A 20,597-nucleotide genomic window follows, 5' to 3' on the forward strand; every position below is an offset into this window, starting at 1 on the left:
CGCTGCCGTTCCCTTCTTCGTTTCAGCTTTTTTAGCCTCGTCCGTTTCGGGAGTGCAAAGGTATGATTTAATATTGTTTCTCCAAATTTTATTTGAAAGAATTTTATTTCGTTGTTTTAAGATTTTGATGCTTTAAACAACTCTCCTACCTTCACTATTTATAAGAACTTAAATCCTTCAGACTCGTTTGTCTTGGGGATGCAAAGATGCACTATTTACACTATACGTGTCAAGTACTATTTTTACTTTTTTTATCGCTCTTAAAACTTCAAATAACAACCCGCTGTCAATTGCAGGGCATCAAATATAAGTACATAACTATCCGCAAAGCAAATAAAATTTACAATTTACAATAACTGCAATTTCCTGCTACATATAGCTGTAAAATTTGTTAATTTCACAAACACATTATACTAATTTAACCTACCTGCATAATATGTATCTTTGAACTGCATGATCAACGATACTCATTTTCCTAAAGGTTTTATCTCTTCCTTAGTGCAAGTACCCGGTTTTAATACCGAAAGCTTTATAGCAACACATCAAAATGCCGATGCGCTTACTTCGGTAAGGATCAATCCGTACAAAACAATTACCTTAAACTATACCCAGCCGGTGCCTTGGTGCACTAACGGATTTTATTTGGATAGCCGCCCGTCCTTTACATTCGACCCGCTTTTTCATGCAGGTTGCTATTATGTGCAGGAAGCATCGTCCATGTTTATCGATCATATTTTACACCATATATATAATAAGGATAACGGGCCGGTGAAAGTGCTCGACTTGTGCGCTGCCCCGGGAGGAAAAAGTACGCTCATTAGTTCGGCCATTGGCGATGAAGATCTGCTGGTGGCTAACGAGATCATTAAAACCCGCGTGCCCGTACTGACCGATAATTTAAACCGCTGGGGAAGAACCAATGTGGTGGTCACCAACAACGATCCTAAAGCTTTTGCCCGGCTCAAGGGTTTCTTTGATATTATTGTGGTGGATGCGCCATGTTCGGGATCGGGAATGTTCAGGAAAGATCCGGCAGCGATGGACGAATGGTCGGGAGGAAGTGTGACCATGTGCCAGCAAAGGCAGGAACGCATACTGGCCGATGTTTACCCCGCGCTTGCCGAAGATGGGTACTTCATCTACTCTACCTGTTCGTACTCCTATGAAGAAAACGAGGCGGTGCTGGATTGGCTATGCGAAAAGTTTGAACTGGAAACCGTGCAGATACCTCTGCAAACCGAATGGGGGGTAGTGGAAAGCCAGTCGGAACAACATAAAGCCTGGGGTTATCGCTTTTATCCCGACCAGGTAAAAGGTGAAGGGTTTTTTGTAGCCTGCCTGCGCAAGCGTGAAGATACCGGCAGGTTGCAAAACTTCCGTTCTAAAAACTCGCCTAAGCCTAATTATAAGGAGATAGATTTATTGAAGCCTTATGTGAACAACCCGGCTGATCTTTACTTTTTTAAACTGAACGACGATTGGCTGGCGATCAACAAACATCACCGCGATAGCCTGGAAACTTTGCAGTACTTTTTATATCTCAAAAAATCGGGCATACGTTTAGGAAAATTGGCCGGAAATGAATTGATCCCCGACCACGAACTGGCTTTAAGTTTAATCTTGAATAAGGATGCCTTTTTACAAACCGAACTTACCTACGAGCAAGCCATAGCTTACCTGCGTAAGGACAATATGGATAATTTTGAAATTTACGGCAAAGGCTGGAGTTTAATGACCTACCAGGGCCATGCTTTGGGCTGGGCTAAGTTGCTGCCGAATAGGGTTAACAATTATTATCCGAAAGAATTGAGAATAATGACACAGTTAGATACAAGAGACAAGACTTTAACTTCGGTTGACGACTGCTTAGGAAGCGTAGGAAATCCTGTTTCTTGTCTCTTATTTCTTGCTTCTATTAATACTCTCCCGTACTCAACATTACCAACGTGCAGGCCGAAAGCGTTTCTATTCCACGTTCCCGGGCAAGGTTGCGCAGTTCTGGGTTTTCGGTACCCGGGTTAAAAATTATACGCTTGGGATTAGTAGACAGAATATAATCGTACAGCGGCGGTTGATTTTGGGTACCTATATATAAGGTAATGGTATCAATATCGCTGTGTACTTTTTCAGCGGGTTCAATAGCCACACCTGCTACTTCTCCTTTTTTAATGCCTACATTAACTATAGGGTGACCTGTGCGCACTAAACGATTGGCGGCCAGGTAAGCATAACGGCTACTATCGGGTGTAGCTCCTAATATGAGTGTCTTTTTTTCTTTAACTAACATGGTTCATTCGGTTTAATAAGGCAATTTGCCCTGCATGATAAATCTGGTGCTGAATAAAACCGTAAACCAATTCTTTGTAGGTGGTTACCGGTTCGCCCATTTCGCGCTGGTCGTTAATCAGTTCATCCCATCTATCATTGGGTAAAGCCTGCATTGCTTTAATGAGGTTACTATTGGCCTCATCTAAATTAATAACCAACTGGTGCCAGTTTTGTTCCGAAGGTTCAGCGGGCTCGGGCCAGTCGCCCCGGGCGGGTTCGGCAGCCGGGTTACCCTGAAAACGACTGATCACTTCTTCGGTCCAGCCGGTCATGTGTAGTATAAGATGTGCAACGCTGTGTACCGAACCGGCCGGTTTGTTAAATGCAGCCTTCCAGTCCCCCTCGGTTATAATTTCGCTGATGGGTTTGCCATACCAGGGCTTACCCAAAAATGCGGTTTCTAATTCGTGCTGAAATTGACCTGCTGTTGTCATATTATACATACCACAATATTAGTTCCATTTTTCGGGAATGCCCATTGTAACATATTAAAAGCAAGGTAATCTATTTATAGATGAGCGATAACGGAACTTTTTCTGTTTGCTTTAAAATGTTTTTAATGCCCAGCCGTCTGCACTTGTAAATACATTATACATTGGTTACCGCCTTAATACCCGAAAACAAGAACAGCTTTACCTTAAAAGCCATTAAAGATTATGGTAAGGGCTTGCTTGCGTTTATACGGCGCAGGGTAAAGAACGATGCCGATGCGGAAGACATACTGCAGGATGTTTGGTATCAGCTGAGTTCGGTGGTTAACGCAGCCCCTATTGAGCAAACGGGAGCCTGGCTATACCGGGTGGCCCGCAATAAAATTACTGATAAACACCGCAAGCATACCGAAGTTTTGCTGGATGATATGCTATTTAATAATAGCGACGATGACGGCGACGACTCGCCCGGCTTTTTGGATATTATGCTGAGCGAAACCAAGACGCCCGAAACCGAATACCTGCGCAACCTTTTTTGGGAGGAGCTTTTTGCCGCGCTGGATGAATTACCGGCAGAACAAAAACAGGTATTTATATGGCAGGAACTCGAAAGTAAAAGCTTTGACGAAATAGCAAAACATACGGGTGTAAATGTGCAAACGCTCACCTCGCGTAAACGCTATGCGGTGCTGCACCTGCGCAAGCGGTTGAAACAATTATATGATGATATGAAAGACTTTTAACATTAAAAATCATGAAAAAAATATTTTTTGCCCGCCCTTACCGGTTTATATTCTTCCCTTTAGCTGCAGCGGCGTTTTTATCGCTCATTAGCTTTATAGTGATGCACTTGTGGAACTACCTGCTGCCTGGCCTGCTGCACGTAGATATGATTACCTTTTGGCAGGCCATGGCTCTGTTTGTTTTATGTAAGATCCTGTTCGGTTTTGGCGGGCGAGGTAAGTTTGGCGGCGGCGCTCCCTGTATGCGCCAAAAAATGGAAGAACGGTTAAAGCACATGAGCCCCGAAGAACAGCAACGTTTTAAAGAACAGTTCAGTAACCGTATGTGCCACAAAAGTGGGCATTGGGGAAGACGTGATTGGTTTGGGGAGGAGGCCAAGCAGGAAGATAAAAAGGCAGATTAAGAAAAATCCCCTCCTGGGAGAGGGTGCGGCTGGATTGAGCGCGAAGGCAGGGGTGGGGTTATTGCCGAGCGATTGGTAACCAAGTCGCTTCATTAACCCAACCCCTACCCCTCCGAGGAGGGGATTAAAAAAACTATCCATTGATCTGCTTTACCGCCGCCAAAGCGCAATTCATTCCATCAATAGCGGCCGAAATTATGCCGCCTGCATAACCGGCACCTTCACCGCAAGGATATAGGCCATGTATTTGCGGGTGCTGCATGGTTTCGCGGTCGCGGGGTATTTTGATTGGTGATGACGTGCGGGATTCTACCCCTACCAGCAAAGCCTCGTTGGTATAATATCCCTTCATTTTACGCCCGAAAGCAGGTAATGCTTTTTGTAACCGCTGGTGGATCCATAGCGGCAATACTTCTTGCAAGTTTGCACTTACCACACCTGGGAGATATGAGTTCTTAGGAATATCTGTTGAAATCCGGCCTTCCACAAAATCCACCATGCGCTGGCCGGGAGCTACCAGGTTACCGCCACCTGCCGTAAAAGCAGCTTGTTCTACCTGTTGCTGAAAGCGCAAAAGTTTAAACGGATCGTTATCATCACCAGGTACGTCTTCCAGGTTAATTTGTACTACGGTACCCGAGTTGGCAAAGGGGTTGTTCCGTTTAGATGGGCTCCAACCGTTCACTACAATTTCGCCCGGCTCGGTGGAGCATGGCGCTATAATACCACCCGGACACATACAAAAAGAGAACACGCCCCTATCATCTATCTGCTCTACCAGGCTGTAATAAGATGGTGGCAGGTATTCGCCACGCACCTCGCAATGGTATTGGGCCTTGTCTATAATTTCTTGCGGATGCTCTATGCGGACACCTAAAGCAAAAGGCTTGGCCTCTATTAAAATATGCTGCCGGTGCAGCATTTCAAATACATCGCGGGCCGAATGACCTGTGGCTAAAATCACTGCATCGGCTTTTAAATTATCGCCAGCAGCAGTTTTTACACCGGCTATTTTACCAAATTGAATATCCAGCGCGGTTACTTTGGTATCGAACAAGAACTCACCGCCGGCATTCAAAATGGTTTCGCGCATGGTGGTAATAATTTGCGGCAGTTTATTTGTACCTATATGCGGACGGGCATCCACCAAAATATCTTCGGTGGCACCATGCGCTACAAACATTTGCAGCACCTGGTTCACATCGCCACGCTTGGTAGACCGGGTGTACAGCTTACCATCCGAATAGGTACCCGCCCCACCCTCGCCAAAGCAATAGTTCGATTCGGGGTTAACCAATCCTTGTTTGTTAATATTGGCCAAATCGCGGCGGCGTTGTTTTACATCCTTACCGCGTTCTATGATGATAGGTTTTACTCCCGACAGTATGCATTGCAGCGCAGCAAATATACCGGCCGGGCCAGCACCAACTATGATAACCGCCTTTTTATCTTTTACAGTTAGATAATTGATGTTGAAATTGGTTGGCGGTGCCGGCTCATCTAAATATATCTGTACCTGCATACGGTAAACCACCTTGCGGCCACGGGCATCAATAGAACGTTTGCGGATTTTTAGTTCCTTTATTTTTTGAGGTGATAGTTTAAGCTTGTCAGCCGCAATGGCTTTCAGGGCTTCTTCGTTTTCGTGTTCCTCGGGCAGGCACACTATTTCAATCTCTTTCATCATAACGCTATGCCGGGTTTTTATCGCGGATGGTGCAAAGATACAGAATGTTCGGCGGGGGGTAAAAAGTGTTCGGGCATGTACGGAGAGTGTTCGTTAACGAACACTATAGTTGATTTTTAAATCCACAAAAACCTAATAACCAATAACTTAATTATTTGGTGCCAAAGTTGGCATAGGTGTATCAAATAAAGCAAGCAAAGCCATGATTACCGAACACAGCTTAGACCGCATTTGGAAAGGTTGCCTTCAGCAAGAAAGCAAACAACAAGAAATGCTATATAAAGTATTGGCCCCTAAAATGTTAGCAGCTTGCAACCGTTACGCTACCGACCGCGACGAAGCGCAGGATATAATGCAGGAGGGCTTTATTAAAGTTTTCGGCGGCATGCATAAATACCGTGGCGAAGGTAGCCTGGAAGGTTGGATTCGTCGGATAATGGTGCATACAGCCATATCCCGCTACCGCAAATTGAAGCCATTGGTATTAACCAACGAATTGCCCGAATGCGTAACCATAAACATGAGCTACAATGAAAGTGGCCTGGAAACTAAAGAATTGCTTTACATGATAGCGCAATTGCCTACCAACTACCGCAACGTTTTTAACCTATATGCTATTGAAGGCTATTCGCACCAGGAAATTGGTGAAACTTTGGGCATTACCGAACTGGTATCGCGCACAACCTTGTGCCGTGCCCGTGGTGTATTAAAAGATAAACTTAGCCGCTTAAACATTCGTGAGCAACACTGTTTGGCGAGTTAAAGAGATGTATTACGGTATTATAAATAAAAAAAGCTTTAAAATCACTTCCAGTTTTTGGTCGGTGTTACCACTGCACCAATGATCAGATACAATTGATTATTGATAAACAACCAAAGGCTAAAATTGGACCTTGTATTTCAATAAGCATATAATAGATATACATCACAAAATATTAAACTGTAATTGACCTGATAAGCGACACGACATTTAATTTAATTTAAAAAACGCTCACTCCGGCAAGCGTCCCGCTTTTAGTTGAATATTTCTAAGTTGCATTGTTGCTCCCTTTATACCTGTCTTTTTATCACAAGTAAGACGCGTACGCCCAATGTTAGCCAGGCTATAAATGTCTTCAAAATTTAATAGAAAGAACCATACAGGCAAAATTGTAGTGTTTATGAAAACATTTTAGTTGTTGAGTATATTATATAATTCAGTTTTAAAAAGATAACTCATAGCTGAACAACAGCAATAATTGAGTTTTGGTATTACTAAATTATAAGATTTGTTTTATGAAAAGGTCATCCATTTTTATTACAGGTGCGCTGCTTGGTTCTTGGTTAGTAACTGGAATTAATTATGCCATGGCGCAAGACGCTCCTATTATGGCACTCGACCCTACGCTCATGGCAGGCTGGTCGGGAAATTTGGCCTATACCGACACTTGGGGTTCTAAATCGGCGTCTACCATTAAAAAAAACTATTCATACCAATCCACACCTGCCTTACGCCAGTCGGTAGTTGCCGGTTTTACCAAGCGGCTGCAAAGCCAAAGCCTGAAGGGCGCCCAGGCGGTGGCAGCTACTTTTGGACGAGGCAAGGCTGATTATGGGACCTATTATACCCAAATGCTGAAAACATCGGGCTTGCATGATAACGACGCCGCCGATGCATTGGCAGGTTTGATTGTGGTGGGATACCAGATTGTAAACAACGTACCCGATGAGCAGGTAACCGCAACTATGGAACGCGCGGCGCGGACCCAGTTGCAGGAATAATTGCTAAGAACGAAAAACTCAATTCATCGGCTACAAGGGCGCAGTTTGGTGAAGAACTGAAGCTGCAAACCGTAGTACTGGTATTAGGCTTACAGGAAACGATGAAGAACAATACCGTAGATGCTTATCGAAAAAGCATCTCATCCATGTTTCAAAGCCAGTATCACATGAATTTGCTTCAATTTAAGCTGACTAACCAAGGCTTTGCCAAAAAATAAGTTTTTTGCTGAGCTGGCTGCCGCAAGCGTCTCGCTTGTGGTTGAACTTTTTTAATTTGCATTATTCTTTACTTTTCTCATTTTACCACAAGCGGGACGCTTGCGGTAGCAGGGAGGGATGCTTGCGTGAGCAGCGGGGAGATGAACTTTTTGAGTTATAATCAAAAATAATATTTGCATTTTAGTCTAACATTACTCAGCTAACTTTTACCATATCAATTATATATGAATATTACAGGTTCTGGCATAGGCAGTCTGATTGCGTCTACCTTCTTTATAATTGGCTTTATTCCACTGATCAGCATTTTAGTTTTTAATAACATTGGTCTATACAAAGATTGGACACGCGGCCTTAGAATATTTGGCTACCTATTTTCCTACGGATTTATTTTTGCATTAGAATATCTTCTCATCTACTCGCTAAAACAGAGCGCAATTTCTCCTTTATTTTACTTCTTTATCTACCTGGTTATATTACTTTTTTTAACCTCCATCTTTAAAAGTAATTTCCGGCGCAACTCCAGAAGATCTTCCCTTACAATATCAATCCTTACCTTGTTGGTATTAACAGCGATTAGCATCAAAGTAAAGCCCAAGGTGGTTCTTTATAATCCTGCGTTTGAAAATGAGTTTGTTAAGGCATTAGGCTTAAAATTTATTGCAGCCGATTCTCTGTATGCATCGCATACCCTGTGTATTGAAAATGACACCTTAGCCGGTTTTTATAATAATGTTTTAAAACATGTATCGGAAGGTGAGGCTAGACCCAAATGCTTCTTTGTTCAAAGCATTAATGATTTGCATTATCGTAAAATAATAAATGAGACCGGCTGGATTGGATCGGCTTACCATATTGATTATGCTAATGGTGCCATTTATACTGACGGAACGGGCTATGGGCATTTAGCTAAAATGATATATCCTGACGCTACCTCAGCGGAAGGATATATTAATTCCTCCAACAGCATGGCCTTGGTTTATAAACGTCTTATCTATAGACACAAGCTGATTGTTATTGCTAATGAGGGGTTCGCTGTGTTTGATATCGATAGCGAAAAGCTGCTTTACTTCAGCTCCACCAGACCTTATCCCCAATTGATAGACAATAAACTGATTTATGTGAACTGGGAAGATAAAAAGGCGACCGTGAACTGGTTTGATATAGACAAGCTAAAAACAATACGGAGTACGGAGATTTCCGGAGGTAAACTTTTGGGAAACAGTCCTTTCAATGACGAAGTATATAGCCCACCTATTTTTAACAAAACAGCGCTTTTTATCCTTACAAATAAAGGACTGCAAGTTCTAAGCTTATCCGATTATAAAAACGTTAGGACCATTGGCTTACCAACGACTAAATCCCCCTGGACATATCATCAAGTAGATAACAGCAAGGCCTATATATCTACAGACAGCATTCTTGTTGCCCTCAACTTAGCAGACGGCAAGACCTGTTGGAAGCTTAATGGCATGCGTTTGTATGGATTATACCATGATTTAGTGATTGCATTATCTTCCGACAGGGCGACGTACTATATAATTGACAAGACTACTGGCAAAATAATACATGTCGTCAAGTCTTCAGACGAAGACAGGGTCAGAGTTTTCGATAAGTACGTAATTATTAGTTCAGGTTTAAACGGCAAGCTGTATAGATAACGCCTACAAAAAAAATACAAATTCCTAATAAGATAATGATTATACCAGCAATCCTAATTTTTGTCATTAGCTTATAAACTATCTCATTTGTGCTCTCTCCGCATCCCCCGCTACCGCAAGGGTCTCCCTTGTGGGCTTTGGGACCCTTGCGGCAGCGGGGAGTGGAATGAATTAAAACACCTAAAATCTGTACTTAAAATAAAAAATGAAAGCAGTAAAAACAAATTGGGTTAACTTGTTAGGAATATTCCTTACAGTAACTTCGTGCATGACAATTTATAATTATATAGATCCACAAGCCTCAAGAACAATATTCCAAGCTTTTATAGCGTCTTTATTTTTAGTATTGGGTTACGGTATGTTGTTTTGGTTGTACTTAATAATCACTTTAATAATATTGGACTATTTACTTATTCATAAAAAAAATCAAAGTCTTAAATTTAATCTTATACTTGAGTGGATTCTTATAAGTTCTCCATTGATTTATGGTATTGTAAAATATTATGAATGGATATTTTTGATTGCAATAGCAAGTTTCCTTATTACTCAGTTAATTAGAGAAAGGTTATTAAAAGCTTTGTTATAATATTTACCAGTACATTTACGGCCCCGCTACCGCAAGGGTCTCCCTTGTGGGCTTTGGATAAATTGGTATCAAGATTTGAAATTACTGCTATAGTACACTACCTAACAATATCCACAAGGGAGACCCTTGCGGCAGCGGGGGGATGTGACTTTCATTAATACTTTATTAGTTATAAGTCTTTTAATTCCAAGTAACCTTTGATCTGCAGGCATTTCTATTTCAAGGTCAAGTAAACCTGTTATGATTTGCTGTTCCATTTTATCGCCTGATGCCAAACGATCTTCAACATGCATTTTTGTAGTTAATTCTAGTCCTCTGATTATATAGCCGTAATTGATGTAAAAAGTGTTACTAAAATTAGATTTTTGCAAATTGATTATTTTAGTTAGTTCATTACCATTGAACAACCAATTATTACCTTTCCTTTTAAAAGCAAAAGGGATCAATATGTCGTCTAAAATTCTTGCTAAATCATCTTTCTTCATATTAAGCACTCCTATGGTGGTCGGTATTATCACCGTATTACTAATGTAATATATTTCTCCCACAAAAAAGGACAAAGGATTTTCATCCCTTGTCCTTAATATATTAGTGATTATCTAAAAGCTTACTGACTCAAGTACATCGATTTCTCTTTGTACAGGTGGCGGAAATAAGGATCTTCCAGGTTAGGGATAAAGCGGATAGCTTCGCCGGTCGATTTCATTTCGGGGCCTAATTCCTTGCTTACTTCCGGGAATTTATCGAACGAGAATACGGGTTCTTTAATGGCATAACCTACCAGTTTACGTTCTATGGTAAAGTCGGTAAGCTTGTTTACGCCCATCATTACCTTGGCGGCGATGTTAATATATGGCACATCGTACGCTTTGGCAATAAATGGTACTGTACGCGATGCACGTGGGTTAGCCTCTATCACGTAAACTTTATCGTTTTTAATAGCGAACTGGATGTTCAGCAGACCTTTTACATTTAAAGCTTTGGCAATTTTAATGGAATATGCTTCCATAGATTGCAGCACGGTCTCGCTCAAATCGAACGGTGGCAGCACGGCAAACGAATCGCCCGAGTGAATCCCGGCCGGCTCAATGTGCTCCATCATACCAATAATGTGTACGTTCTCGCCATCGCAAATAGAATCCGACTCGGCTTCGGCAGCACGGTCAAGGAAGTGATCGATGAGTACGCGGTTGCCCGGCAACGCCTTTAACAGGTTAACCACCGCGCGTTCCAGGTCTTCATCGTTGATGACAATGCTCATGCCCTGTCCGCCTAATACATAGCTTGGGCGCACCAGTACCGGGTAACCTACTTTATGTGCTACTTCGATAGCTTCTTCGGCATTTTCAGCCACACCGTAAAGCGGGTAAGGAATATCGAGGTCTTTCAGCAAGTCGGAGAAACGGCCGCGGTCTTCGGCAATATCCATATCGTTGTAAGAGGTGCCGATAATTTTGATACCATGCTCATGCAGCTTTTCGGCCATTTTTAATGCAGTTTGACCGCCTAATTGCACAATTACACCTTCCGGTTTTTCCAGGTCGATAATCTCACGTACATGCTCCCAAAATACCGGCTCAAAGTACAGCTTATCGGCCATGTTAAAGTCGGTAGATACGGTTTCGGGGTTACAGTTGATCATGATGGCTTCATAACCCGACTCTTTAGCCGCAATCAATCCGTGTACACAACTGTAGTCGAACTCAATACCCTGGCCAATACGGTTAGGGCCCGAGCCTAATACAATAATCTTTTTCTTATCGGACGGGATACTTTCGTTCTCACCCTCGTAAGTAGAGTAGTAGTATGGGGTTTGCGCCTGGAACTCAGCCGCGCAGGTATCCACCATTTTATAAACCCGGTTAATGCCTAAGGCTTTGCGGCGTTGGTACACCTCTTCTTCGGTAGTGTTGGCACCTAATATCCAGGCTATCTGTACATCCGAAAAGCCTTTTTGCTTCACGGTCACAAATATATCTTCGGGAATATTGTTTACCGAGTAGCGGCGCAGTTCGGCCTCCAGGTTCACAATTTCCTGGATCTGGTTTAAAAACCAGCGGTCTATTTTGGTTGCTTTCCGTACCGATTCGATAGGTACGCCCAGGCTCAGCGCATCATAAACATGGAACAACCTGTCCCAGCTCGGATGCTCCAGGCTGTGCATAATTTCTTCCAAATTGCGGCTTTGGCGGCCATCGGCACCTAAACCGGCGCGACCTATCTCTAAACTCTGACAAGCTTTTTGTAATGCCTCAATAAAGCTGCGGCCTATACCCATTACCTCGCCCACAGATTTCATTTGCAGGCCCAGTTCCTTGTTGGCGCCTTTAAATTTATCGAAGTTCCAGCGGGGGATTTTTACAATTACGTAATCGAGCGTTGGCTCAAAGTAAGCAGATGTGGTTTTGGTGATCTGGTTTTCTACCTCATCCAAATTATAACCTATGGCCAGCTTGGCCGCAATTTTAGCAATTGGGTAACCGGTTGCCTTAGAGGCCAGGGCCGATGAACGCGATACCCGCGGATTGATCTCAATAGCGATAATGTCTTCGTTGGCCGGGTTAACCGAAAACTGCACATTACAGCCACCTGCAAAGTTACCAATGGCGCGCATCATTTTAATAGCCTGGTTACGCATATCCTGGTAGCAGCGGTCGCTCAGGGTCATGGCCGGGGCTACGGTAATACTGTCGCCGGTATGGATACCCATCGGGTCGAAGTTCTCGATAGAGCAAATGATAATCACGTTATCGCGGTTATCGCGCAGTAATTCCAGCTCATATTCTTTCCAACCTAAAACGGCTTGCTCAACCAAAACTTCGTGCGTTGGCGACGCTTGCAAACCGCGACTTAAAGCCGCATCAAATTCTTCTTTTTTATGTACAAAGCCGGCACCTTTACCACCCAGGGTATAGCTCGGGCGTATTACCAGTGGAAAACCGATTTCCTGTGCGGCTTCTTTACCTTCTAAAAAGGAGTTGGCAATTTTCGATTTAGCCACACCAATACCAATATCCACCATTAACTGGCGAAAAGCTTCGCGGTTTTCGGTCTTTTCTATAGCGGCAATATCAACGCCCACTATTTTAACCCCAAATTTTTTCCAGATGCCGCGCTCGTCGGCTTCAATGCACAGGTTTAAAGCAGTTTGGCCACCCATGGTAGGCAATACGGCATCAATCTGGCGCTCAGTTAAAATTTGCTCTAAACTTTCGCAGGTGAGGGGCAGCAGGTACACATGATCTGCAATAACCTTATCCGTCATAATAGTAGCTGGGTTACTGTTGATAATAGAAACGCTGATGCCTTCGTCTTTTAGCGAAAGGGCGGCTTGTGAACCGGCGTAGTCAAACTCGCAGGCCTGACCGATAATGATAGGGCCTGAACCGATGATCAGTACCGATTTGATGGAGGTATCTTTGGGCATAGTTTTTTGTAGTCTAAAGTCTTTAGTGCTCAGTCTAAAGTCTATTGTCAATGCCAGAACTGTAAGGTGTAATTCATATACAGCTACAGACTAATCGACTATGGACTATCGACTATAATTTCTATGCGCTGAAAAGGAAATAAAACCCGACTTCAGCGTCGGGATGCAAAGATAGAAGAATAGAGGTTATTTGTTTGAAAAATTTGATAATTAATCAATAGTGTTTGGCATAAGATAAAGGGGAAGCGTAAGCTATCCCCTTATATTTATACTTTAGAGTTACCACATTTTCAAGTATGAACGAATCTGCAAACTTTAGCGGACAGCCTGTCATCAGCCAGGTGTTAAAGTATATGTTTGGTTCATTAGTTAAGCCGACAGCCAAAACCCCACAAGGCAACCAGTATTACAAACGCTTTAAAACGTATCACCATTTTGGTGACAATGATTTTTACAACACTGAACGGATGCAGTTCACTGCAGTAAGTAAGCAGTATTATGCTGGCCTGAAAGGGCAAGATCAATCATTTAGATTTAACCTGTTTCCCCAAACACAGTAAGCTCTCAGATGCCAATAAAAACCGTCCGAATGTCATCTTCGCTGCCCTATATGGTCAGTTATACGACAGTTACAAGGAATTTTTTACCAGGCAGCAGTCCGCTCAAACTTACGCTCAATAATGCCATCGGCCAACAATTAATCAACGCCTTGCATCTTTTGGCAAAACAAAGGCATGGCCAATGAGCCAGCAAAGTGAGTATTGATAGCGGCAATTTAAGGGGTTGATTACGACAATACTTTAACATAGATTTGAAACATGAAGCACATATCAATTTTAGTCCCCAAGGGAGCTATTTTAGGTAGTTTAGAGGGTTCGAGGCAGTTACTTACACAGGTAAACCATTTTTTTGCAGCCCGCGGCATGGCCCCGGTGTTCAAAGTGCAGCTGGTGGGTTTAAGTAAAGAAACGCCTATTAGCGGCGGCTCGTTTACCGTAAATGCCGATTTATTGATTAATGAGGTTGAAAACACCGACCTTATAATTATCCCTGCTCTGGATGGCGAAATTACTTGTGCTATACAAAATAATAAAGAATTTATACCCTGGATTATTCAGCAACACCAAAGCGGCGCCGAGGTAGCCAGCCTTTGTATGGGTGCCTTTTTACTGGCCTCTACCGGTTTGCTAAAAGGCAAAAAATGTGCTACCCACTGGATGGCCGCCAATGATTTTAAACGTATGTTCCCGGATGTGGAACTGGTGACCGAAAAGATTATTACCGATGAGCAGGGCATTTACTCGAGCGGTGGAGCGTTCTCGTACCTCAACCTTATTTTGTACCTGATAGAAAAATTTACCGGCCGCGAAATGGCCGTATTAAGCTCCAAGGTGTTTGCTATAGAAATGGAGCGTACCAGCCAGTCGCCGTTCATTATTTTCCAGGGACAAAAAGACCATACCGACGATTCTATCAAAAAAGCGCAGGATTTTATCGAGCAAAATTACCAGGAAAAGATTTCGGTAGAGCAGCTGGCTTCGTTATTTGCCTTAGGCCGCCGCAATTTGGAACGGCGCTTTAAAAAGGCTACTGCCAATACCGTGGTAGAATATATACAACGGGTAAAAATTGAAGCCGCTAAAATGAGCCTGGAAAGTTCGCGGGAGAGTGTGAACGAGGTAATGTATAACGTAGGTTACAACGATACCAAGGCTTTCCGCAGTACCTTTAAACGGATCACCGGGTTATCGCCCATGGAATATCGCAATAAGTATCAGCGGGAGAGTGTGAGTTAGCGTATGTTAAATAAGCTATTAAAAGAATATGTCATTGCGAGCGATAGCGTGGCAATCCCCGCCAGACTGTTCTAAACGGGATTGCCACGTCGCTATCGCTCCTCGCAATGACATAATGGATGGTTACTTTAGCCCCTTATTGGGTAACATTCGCTTTAAAGCCGTACTTTTCGCTATAGCGTTTGTAAAGCTGTTTGTGCAGGTTATCCAGGCTAATGGTTTTGCCTTGTATAAAGGCGCTCTCCACATTCAAGGTCAGCATATCTAACGCGTCGCCTGTAGAAATGAACAGGTTGGCATCTTTGCCGGTTTCTAAAGTTCCGGTAGTTTTATCGATACCTAAGATCTTAGCGTTGTTCATGGTAATCATAGATAGGGCCTGCTCTTTAGTTAAGCCGTAACCTACCGCCTGGCCAGCCTCAAAAGGCAAGTTGCGCTGACGCCAGAAACCTATACCAGTTAAGCCGTACATTACACCGGCTTCCTGCAACAAGTGTGGTAATTTGTAAGGCAGGTACACATCATCTTCATCCTTATCGGGCAGGGTTTGGGTTTCCTTAATTATTACCGGTACGTTATTGTCCTTCAACACGTCGGTTACCAGGTACGAATCTTTGCCCCCCACAATAACGGCTTGTACGCCATACTGCTTGGCAAAATTTACCGCCTGAATAATCTCTTTAGCGCCATCGGCATTAATAAACAGCTTTTTAGTGCCGTTAAATAAACCGGCCATAGCAGCTAAACGGGTATTGGTAATACTTTGCTTAACCTCGGCATAGCTTTTGGCTTGTGAGAACAAACTGGCTATTCCATCAATAGCTTTTTGCGCCCTTTCGGCAGGCGACTCTTGCGGGCCGGCACCCGGCGTAGCAAAAGCCCTGCGACGGCCACCTGCGGCACGGGCAACAGGCCAGGTTAAGTGAATGCCAATATCCTTTTTATAAGCGGCATCTTCCCAGTTCCAGCCGTCGAGCATCATTACCGATGACTGACCCTGTACGGTGCCACCCTGTGGGGTAGGCTGTGCCAGCAATATCCCGTTAGAACGTACGGTTGGTATCACTTTCGAATCGGTGTTGTAAGCAATAAGGGAACGTACATGCGGGTTGAGTTCGCCGGTCTCGGTTTCGTCGTCAGTAGCTTTTATCGATTCAAATTCTACCAAACCCAACGAGGTAATAGGGCAAATAAAGCCCGGGTAAACTTGCTTACCGCTGGCATTAATTACCGTAGCGCCGGTAGTAGATGGCGCAGCGCCTTCGCCAATAGCGGTGATCTTTCCTTTATCGAAAGCGATGTAACCGTTGTTAATTACCTTGCCGTTACCTACGTGTATGGTGGCCCCGGTAATAACCATGGGGCCTGCTTGTGGCTTGGCCGGCATAATGTTAGCCTGGCCAAACGCGAGGACTGCCGTAAGCATCAATCCTCCAAAACTTAAGAGCGGTTTAAAAATATTATTTGTCATCTCGAACGATAGTGAGGGATCTTGTTTGGATCTGTATGTAGCACATTTAGTGTGAGTAACAAGATTTCTCGTTAACACTCGAAATGACATGAATTTTGATGTGAAGTTATTTTTCATTTCTGTTAACTTTTGGTGGATTTAGTTCTGCGCTTTTTGAACAGTGGTTTGATTTTGGTTCATGCGGTTGTACTCATCAGCTATAACGAATGCCGCATCTTCCACATCCTCGCACTCGTACAAACGCGGACGTTGAAACGCCGGGCGTTGCGTAGCTGCACCACGGCCTTTCGACTCAATCATTTTTTGAATGATGCGGCCTTCATCGGCTTTTAAAGCTTTTTGCTGTTCGGCGTCTTTCGAATAATCCCAGTATGCAATACCGTCGACATAAGTTTTTTCGGCTACAGCGTAAATAGACAGCGGGTTGGCCGACCATAAAACCAAATCGGCATCTTTACCTGCTTTTAAGCTGCCAATGCGGTTATCCACATGCAGCATTTTGGCCGGGTTAAGGGTAACCAGTTTTAAGGCGTCTTCCTGGCTCAGCATGCCGTAAGTAACTGCTTTGGCAGCTTCCTGGTTAAGGCGACGGGCCATTTCGGCATCATCAGAGTTAAAGCCGGTTAATACACCTACCTCGTGCATTAGCTTACCGTTGTAGGGGATAGCCTCGGCCACCTCATATTTGTAAGCCCACCAGTCGCTAAAGGTCGAACCTGCGATGTTGCGTTTTTTCATACCATCGGCCACTTTATAACCTTCTAATATGTGGGTAAAGGTGTTTATCTTGAAGCCCATAGAATCGGCCACGTGCATCAGCATGTTAATTTCCGATTGTACGTAAGAGTGGCAGGTAATAAAACGCTTGCCATCTAAAATTTCAACTAAGGCATCCAGCTCCAGGTCGCGGCGGGTAGTGCTACCTTTTACGGCACGTGCAGCTTTGTATTCTTTAGCGCGGGTAAAGGCGTCAATATAAACCTGCTCCACACCCATACGGGTTTGCGGGAAACGTACGTTAGCATCACCAATTGCAGCAGGGCGGTTGCTTTGTTTAACGTTTTCGCCCAGGGCAAACTTAATGAAACCATCGCTGCCTTCAAATTTTAACTGCTCGGGCATTACTCCCCAGCGTAGTTTAATTAATTGGGTTTGGCCGCCAATGGCGTTAGCCGAACCATGCAGAATGTGAGACGTAGTAACTCCACCTGCCAATTGGCGGTAGATATTAATGTCTTCGGCATCAATTACATCGGCAATACGAACTTCGGAGGTTACCGATTGGGTGCCCTCGTTTATACCTGCAGTGGCTGCAATATGTGAGTGTTCATCCACAATACCGGCCGAAATATGCTTGCCGGTAGCATCGATAACCTTAGCGCCACCTGCCGACAGGTTTTTACCTACCGCTTTAATTTTGCCGCCCTCTATCAGTACATCAGCATTTTGCAGGATGCCTTCTTTTTCGTTGGTCCAAACAGTAGCGTTTTTAAACAGTGTAGTTTCTGCTTTAGGTACCATGGTATTGCCAAATGCAACAAAAGGATAAACCGTAGAGCCAACTACAGGCGCTTTGGCCGTTTGATCGGCGCCCGGTGCACCAGCACCACCACCACGGCCTCCACGGCCACCTGCCGGGGCAGTACCGGTATAAGTAGCGGTCCATTTAACCGAACCACCATCCGGCAGTAAACCATCGCCACGCAGGGTAACGGGCGACATAGAGGTGATGTAACCATTTAAACGGATGTTGCCCGAGGGTTTGTTTTTTAAATCGAAGTAAAGGCTCACCAAATCGCCGGTGCGAACAATGGTGCCCGTAGTTTTGGTGCTATCGGCACCATTGCGGTTAATATTAGCCGTGTAAGCGCCGGGTGTACCGCCTATAATAAGGGTTGTGTTGGCAAAGCCGCTTCCGCTCAAATTATAGGTACCACGCAAATCGCTTACGTCCATTTTGCTTACCACAAATTTTTCGCCCTGTACCCAGTTTTCGTAAATTACGTTATCGGCCTTAAATAAGTTAGCCGATGTAATGATGAAGTTGGCCATTTTGCCTTTAGCCAACGTACCTATCTTATCGCTCACGCCCAACATAGTGGCCGGTATTTCGGTTAAGGACATTAAGGCTTGCTTTTCAGTCAACCCGTTGGTAATGGCGGTACGCAGGTTAGTCCAAAAATCGCGCGCGTTGGTTAAGCCGTTAGTGGTAAGCGCAAAGCGGATCCCGGCCTTTTCTAAAGCGGCAGGATTGGTTGGCGCCAGTTCCCAGCTTTTCATTTGCGCATAGCTAATGTTGCGGGCATCTAAAGCATCTTCCACATCAAAAGCAGCTGGAAAATTCAAGGGTACAATTAAGCTGGCGTTTAATGCTTTAACAGCATCAATACGCTGGTACTCCATACCATCGGTTTTATAAATGTATTGTTTACCAAATTCCTTGGCTATTTTATCGGCCCGGAGAATGCTTTGCACGTCGCCTACCTCAAAAAATTGCGGCAGGGCCTGGGTGCGGTTAAATTCGGCTAAAGAAATATTGTATTCTTTGCTTTGGCCTTTATACCATTGCGCATCCAGGTAAGTTTGACGTAACAAAGCTATACTACCCATTAACGACGATGGATAGTTTGTGGCGGCAGTACCCTTGCTAAAAGAGTAATGTGCGGCAACCTCGTCTTTAATAATTACTTCGTTATCGCGGGCATCGGCCAAACTAAATACGGCCGATGTGCCACGGGCAATACCGTCTTGAACCAAAGTTTGCACAGCACCAAAGCCATTTCGCTTCATTTCTTCGGCACGGGTGTTATTCACATGAAACATTTTAAGGGCGGAAACATCGGGACGGATAGCCTCGTTCCAGCCGTAAGGACCGGGCTTGGTTGATACTGGTACAGATGCGCGGCCAAAACCGCCAAAACCGCCTCCGGCCTGACGCGGAGCCTCGGGGATACCATAAGTAGTGTATGCATCAATTAAGCCCGGATAAATAAATTTCCCTTTTAGGTCAACAGTAACATAACCTTTTGGTATGGTTGTACCGGTACCAACCGATTCAATTTTGCCATCTTTAATAACCAGCGTTCCATTAGTAATAGTTTGAGCCGCGCTCACCACAATGGTGGCATTAGTGAACGCATACTGCCCCGATCTTACATCCCAGGAGCCATTTACCGGGAAAGTTTCCTGCGAATAGCTTAAATGGGTGACAAGAAGGGCAAAACACGCGAGTAATAGTTTCTTCATTTTGCAGTTTTTGAGTTAATCGGTTTAAATATATTTATTTATGAGGCTAAAATGTAGCGGATTTTAAATATTAGCTTTATTGTTACATCAAATTTGTAAATAGTTTGTAGTTAACGGCCATAGTTATGGTATATGTTGTTGCTGTTAACCTATTTTGAGGAAATTATTTTACATAACTATCTAAATAAATAATCATTAACATTCCTACCAGTCTGTCAAAAGCAAAAATACAGAACAAATTTTAGCAGGTAAACTTTAACCGTGTACCATCAGTTATGAACTATTCACAAGCTGTTTCTTATATTTGTTAAAAAATTATATCATGTCTTCATACGAAATTTTTAAATACCTGCACTCGGGTCTCCGTTTTGTGGTACTGCTGCTTATGGTGGTTGCTATTTTACAAGCATTAATAGGATGGCTGGGTAGTAAAACCTACAGCAAAGGCAACCGCAAGCTTTACCTGTTTGCCATGATTGGGGCGCATACCCAGTTATTAATTGGATTAGTATTGTACTTTATAAGTCCGCTGGTGCAATTCGCCAAAACTACAATGAAAGACCCACAGGCTCGCTACTGGACGGTAGAACACATTACCATGATGCTGTTTGCCATTGTTTTAATTACCATAGGCCATAGCAAATCGAAAAAAGCAACCCTGCCCGAGGCTAAACATCGTGCCATAGCTATTTTTTATGGATTAGCAGTAATCATCATCGTGGTTGCCATTATACAGAGTAAAAGGCCGTTTTTAGCTATAACAGGTTTATAGCTAACCATATATTGTTCGGCACAACAGCGCTGCAGCCAAATTATTGTTTGAAAATCAAAAAATATTTT

At 43.6% G+C, this 20,597-nt stretch carries 17 protein-coding genes; 10 read left to right on the forward strand and 7 right to left on the reverse strand.

Annotated features, from left to right (window positions below):
- The first annotated feature begins 453 nt into the window (after positions 1-453).
- Entirely contained in the window at positions 454-2,022 is a 1,569-nt protein-coding gene (locus ACFQ3S_RS15780; protein WP_377166188.1) for a methyltransferase RsmF C-terminal domain-like protein, read from the forward strand.
- Here ACFQ3S_RS15780 and ACFQ3S_RS15785 read toward each other — a convergent pair.
- Together ACFQ3S_RS15785 and ACFQ3S_RS15790 are read right to left on the reverse strand one after the other, a co-directional pair.
- Complete coding sequence (locus tag ACFQ3S_RS15785; protein WP_377166190.1) at positions 1,916-2,287, reverse strand: CoA-binding protein; 372 nt, start codon at positions 2,285-2,287, stop codon at positions 1,916-1,918. The genes ACFQ3S_RS15780 and ACFQ3S_RS15785 overlap by 107 nt on opposite strands.
- Positions 2,277-2,762 (reverse strand): DinB family protein, encoded by a 486-nt coding sequence (locus tag ACFQ3S_RS15790; protein ID WP_377166192.1) that lies wholly within the window; start codon positions 2,760-2,762, stop codon positions 2,277-2,279. The genes ACFQ3S_RS15785 and ACFQ3S_RS15790 overlap by 11 nt, the downstream gene beginning before the upstream one ends.
- A gap of 161 nt (positions 2,763-2,923) precedes the next feature.
- On the opposite strand from ACFQ3S_RS15790, the gene ACFQ3S_RS15795 reads away from it, so the two are divergent.
- Positions 2,924-3,502 carry an RNA polymerase sigma factor gene (locus ACFQ3S_RS15795; RefSeq protein WP_377166194.1) on the forward strand — a complete coding sequence of 193 codons (579 nt, stop codon included), beginning with the start codon at positions 2,924-2,926 and terminating at the stop codon, positions 3,500-3,502.
- Positions 3,503-3,513: 11 nt separating this feature from the next.
- Positions 3,514-3,906: a hypothetical protein gene (locus ACFQ3S_RS15800; RefSeq protein WP_377166196.1), complete on the forward strand. Its 393-nt coding sequence runs from the start codon at positions 3,514-3,516 to the stop codon at positions 3,904-3,906.
- 133 nt (positions 3,907-4,039) lie between these two features.
- Here the strand turns inward: ACFQ3S_RS15800 and ACFQ3S_RS15805 are convergent, their stop codons facing one another.
- Positions 4,040-5,593 carry an NAD(P)/FAD-dependent oxidoreductase gene (locus ACFQ3S_RS15805; protein ID WP_377166198.1) on the reverse strand — a complete coding sequence of 518 codons (1,554 nt, stop codon included), beginning with the start codon at positions 5,591-5,593 and terminating at the stop codon, positions 4,040-4,042.
- Positions 5,594-5,795: 202 nt separating this feature from the next.
- On the opposite strand from ACFQ3S_RS15805, the gene ACFQ3S_RS15810 reads away from it, so the two are divergent.
- The 4 genes from ACFQ3S_RS15810 to ACFQ3S_RS15825 all read left to right on the forward strand — a co-directional run bounded on the left by ACFQ3S_RS15810 (position 5,796) and on the right by ACFQ3S_RS15825 (position 9,817).
- A complete protein-coding gene (locus ACFQ3S_RS15810) occupies positions 5,796-6,356 on the forward strand; it encodes an RNA polymerase sigma factor (protein ID WP_377166200.1) in 561 nt (186 codons plus the stop codon).
- Between the two features lie 512 nt (positions 6,357-6,868).
- Complete coding sequence (locus ACFQ3S_RS15815) at positions 6,869-7,354, forward strand: hypothetical protein (RefSeq protein ID WP_377166202.1); 486 nt, start codon at positions 6,869-6,871, stop codon at positions 7,352-7,354.
- A 443-nt stretch (positions 7,355-7,797) separates the two neighbouring features.
- Positions 7,798-9,231 (forward strand): hypothetical protein, encoded by a 1,434-nt coding sequence (locus ACFQ3S_RS15820; protein WP_377166204.1) that lies wholly within the window; start codon positions 7,798-7,800, stop codon positions 9,229-9,231.
- A 205-nt stretch (positions 9,232-9,436) separates the two neighbouring features.
- Positions 9,437-9,817 (forward strand): hypothetical protein, encoded by a 381-nt coding sequence (locus ACFQ3S_RS15825; RefSeq protein ID WP_377166206.1) that lies wholly within the window; start codon positions 9,437-9,439, stop codon positions 9,815-9,817.
- 101 nt (positions 9,818-9,918) lie between these two features.
- On the opposite strand, the gene ACFQ3S_RS15830 is transcribed toward ACFQ3S_RS15825, so the two are convergent.
- Together ACFQ3S_RS15830 and carB are read right to left on the reverse strand one after the other, a co-directional pair.
- Positions 9,919-10,302, reverse strand: coding sequence for a DUF4304 domain-containing protein (locus tag ACFQ3S_RS15830; protein ID WP_377166208.1), 384 nt, complete (start codon positions 10,300-10,302; stop codon positions 9,919-9,921).
- Positions 10,303-10,424: 122 nt separating this feature from the next.
- Entirely contained in the window at positions 10,425-13,244 is a 2,820-nt protein-coding gene (carB, locus tag ACFQ3S_RS15835; protein ID WP_377166210.1) for a carbamoyl-phosphate synthase large subunit, read from the reverse strand.
- 296 nt (positions 13,245-13,540) lie between these two features.
- On the opposite strand from carB, the gene ACFQ3S_RS15840 reads away from it, so the two are divergent.
- Positions 13,541-13,804 (forward strand): hypothetical protein, encoded by a 264-nt coding sequence (locus ACFQ3S_RS15840; RefSeq protein ID WP_377166212.1) that lies wholly within the window; start codon positions 13,541-13,543, stop codon positions 13,802-13,804.
- A 258-nt stretch (positions 13,805-14,062) separates the two neighbouring features.
- Positions 14,063-15,040 (forward strand): GlxA family transcriptional regulator, encoded by a 978-nt coding sequence (locus tag ACFQ3S_RS15845; protein WP_377166214.1) that lies wholly within the window; start codon positions 14,063-14,065, stop codon positions 15,038-15,040.
- Positions 15,041-15,176: 136 nt separating this feature from the next.
- On the opposite strand, the gene ACFQ3S_RS15850 is transcribed toward ACFQ3S_RS15845, so the two are convergent.
- The gene (locus ACFQ3S_RS15850) at positions 15,177-16,466 is read right to left on the reverse strand and encodes an amidohydrolase family protein (RefSeq protein WP_377166216.1); all 1,290 of its coding nucleotides are present in this window, start codon (positions 16,464-16,466) and stop codon (positions 15,177-15,179) included.
- Between the two features lie 183 nt (positions 16,467-16,649).
- Positions 16,650-19,757, reverse strand: coding sequence for an amidohydrolase family protein (locus ACFQ3S_RS15855; RefSeq protein WP_377166218.1), 3,108 nt, complete (start codon positions 19,755-19,757; stop codon positions 16,650-16,652).
- Positions 19,758-20,079: 322 nt separating this feature from the next.
- Here ACFQ3S_RS15855 and ACFQ3S_RS15860 point away from each other — a divergent pair, with 322 nt between their 5' ends.
- The gene (locus ACFQ3S_RS15860) at positions 20,080-20,529 is read left to right on the forward strand and encodes a cytochrome B (protein WP_377166220.1); all 450 of its coding nucleotides are present in this window, start codon (positions 20,080-20,082) and stop codon (positions 20,527-20,529) included.
- The last annotated feature ends 68 nt before the right edge of the window (positions 20,530-20,597 follow it).

The organism is Mucilaginibacter terrae, assembly GCF_042679325.1.
GTDB classification, from domain to species: Bacteria; Bacteroidota; Bacteroidia; order Sphingobacteriales; family Sphingobacteriaceae; genus Mucilaginibacter; species Mucilaginibacter terrae.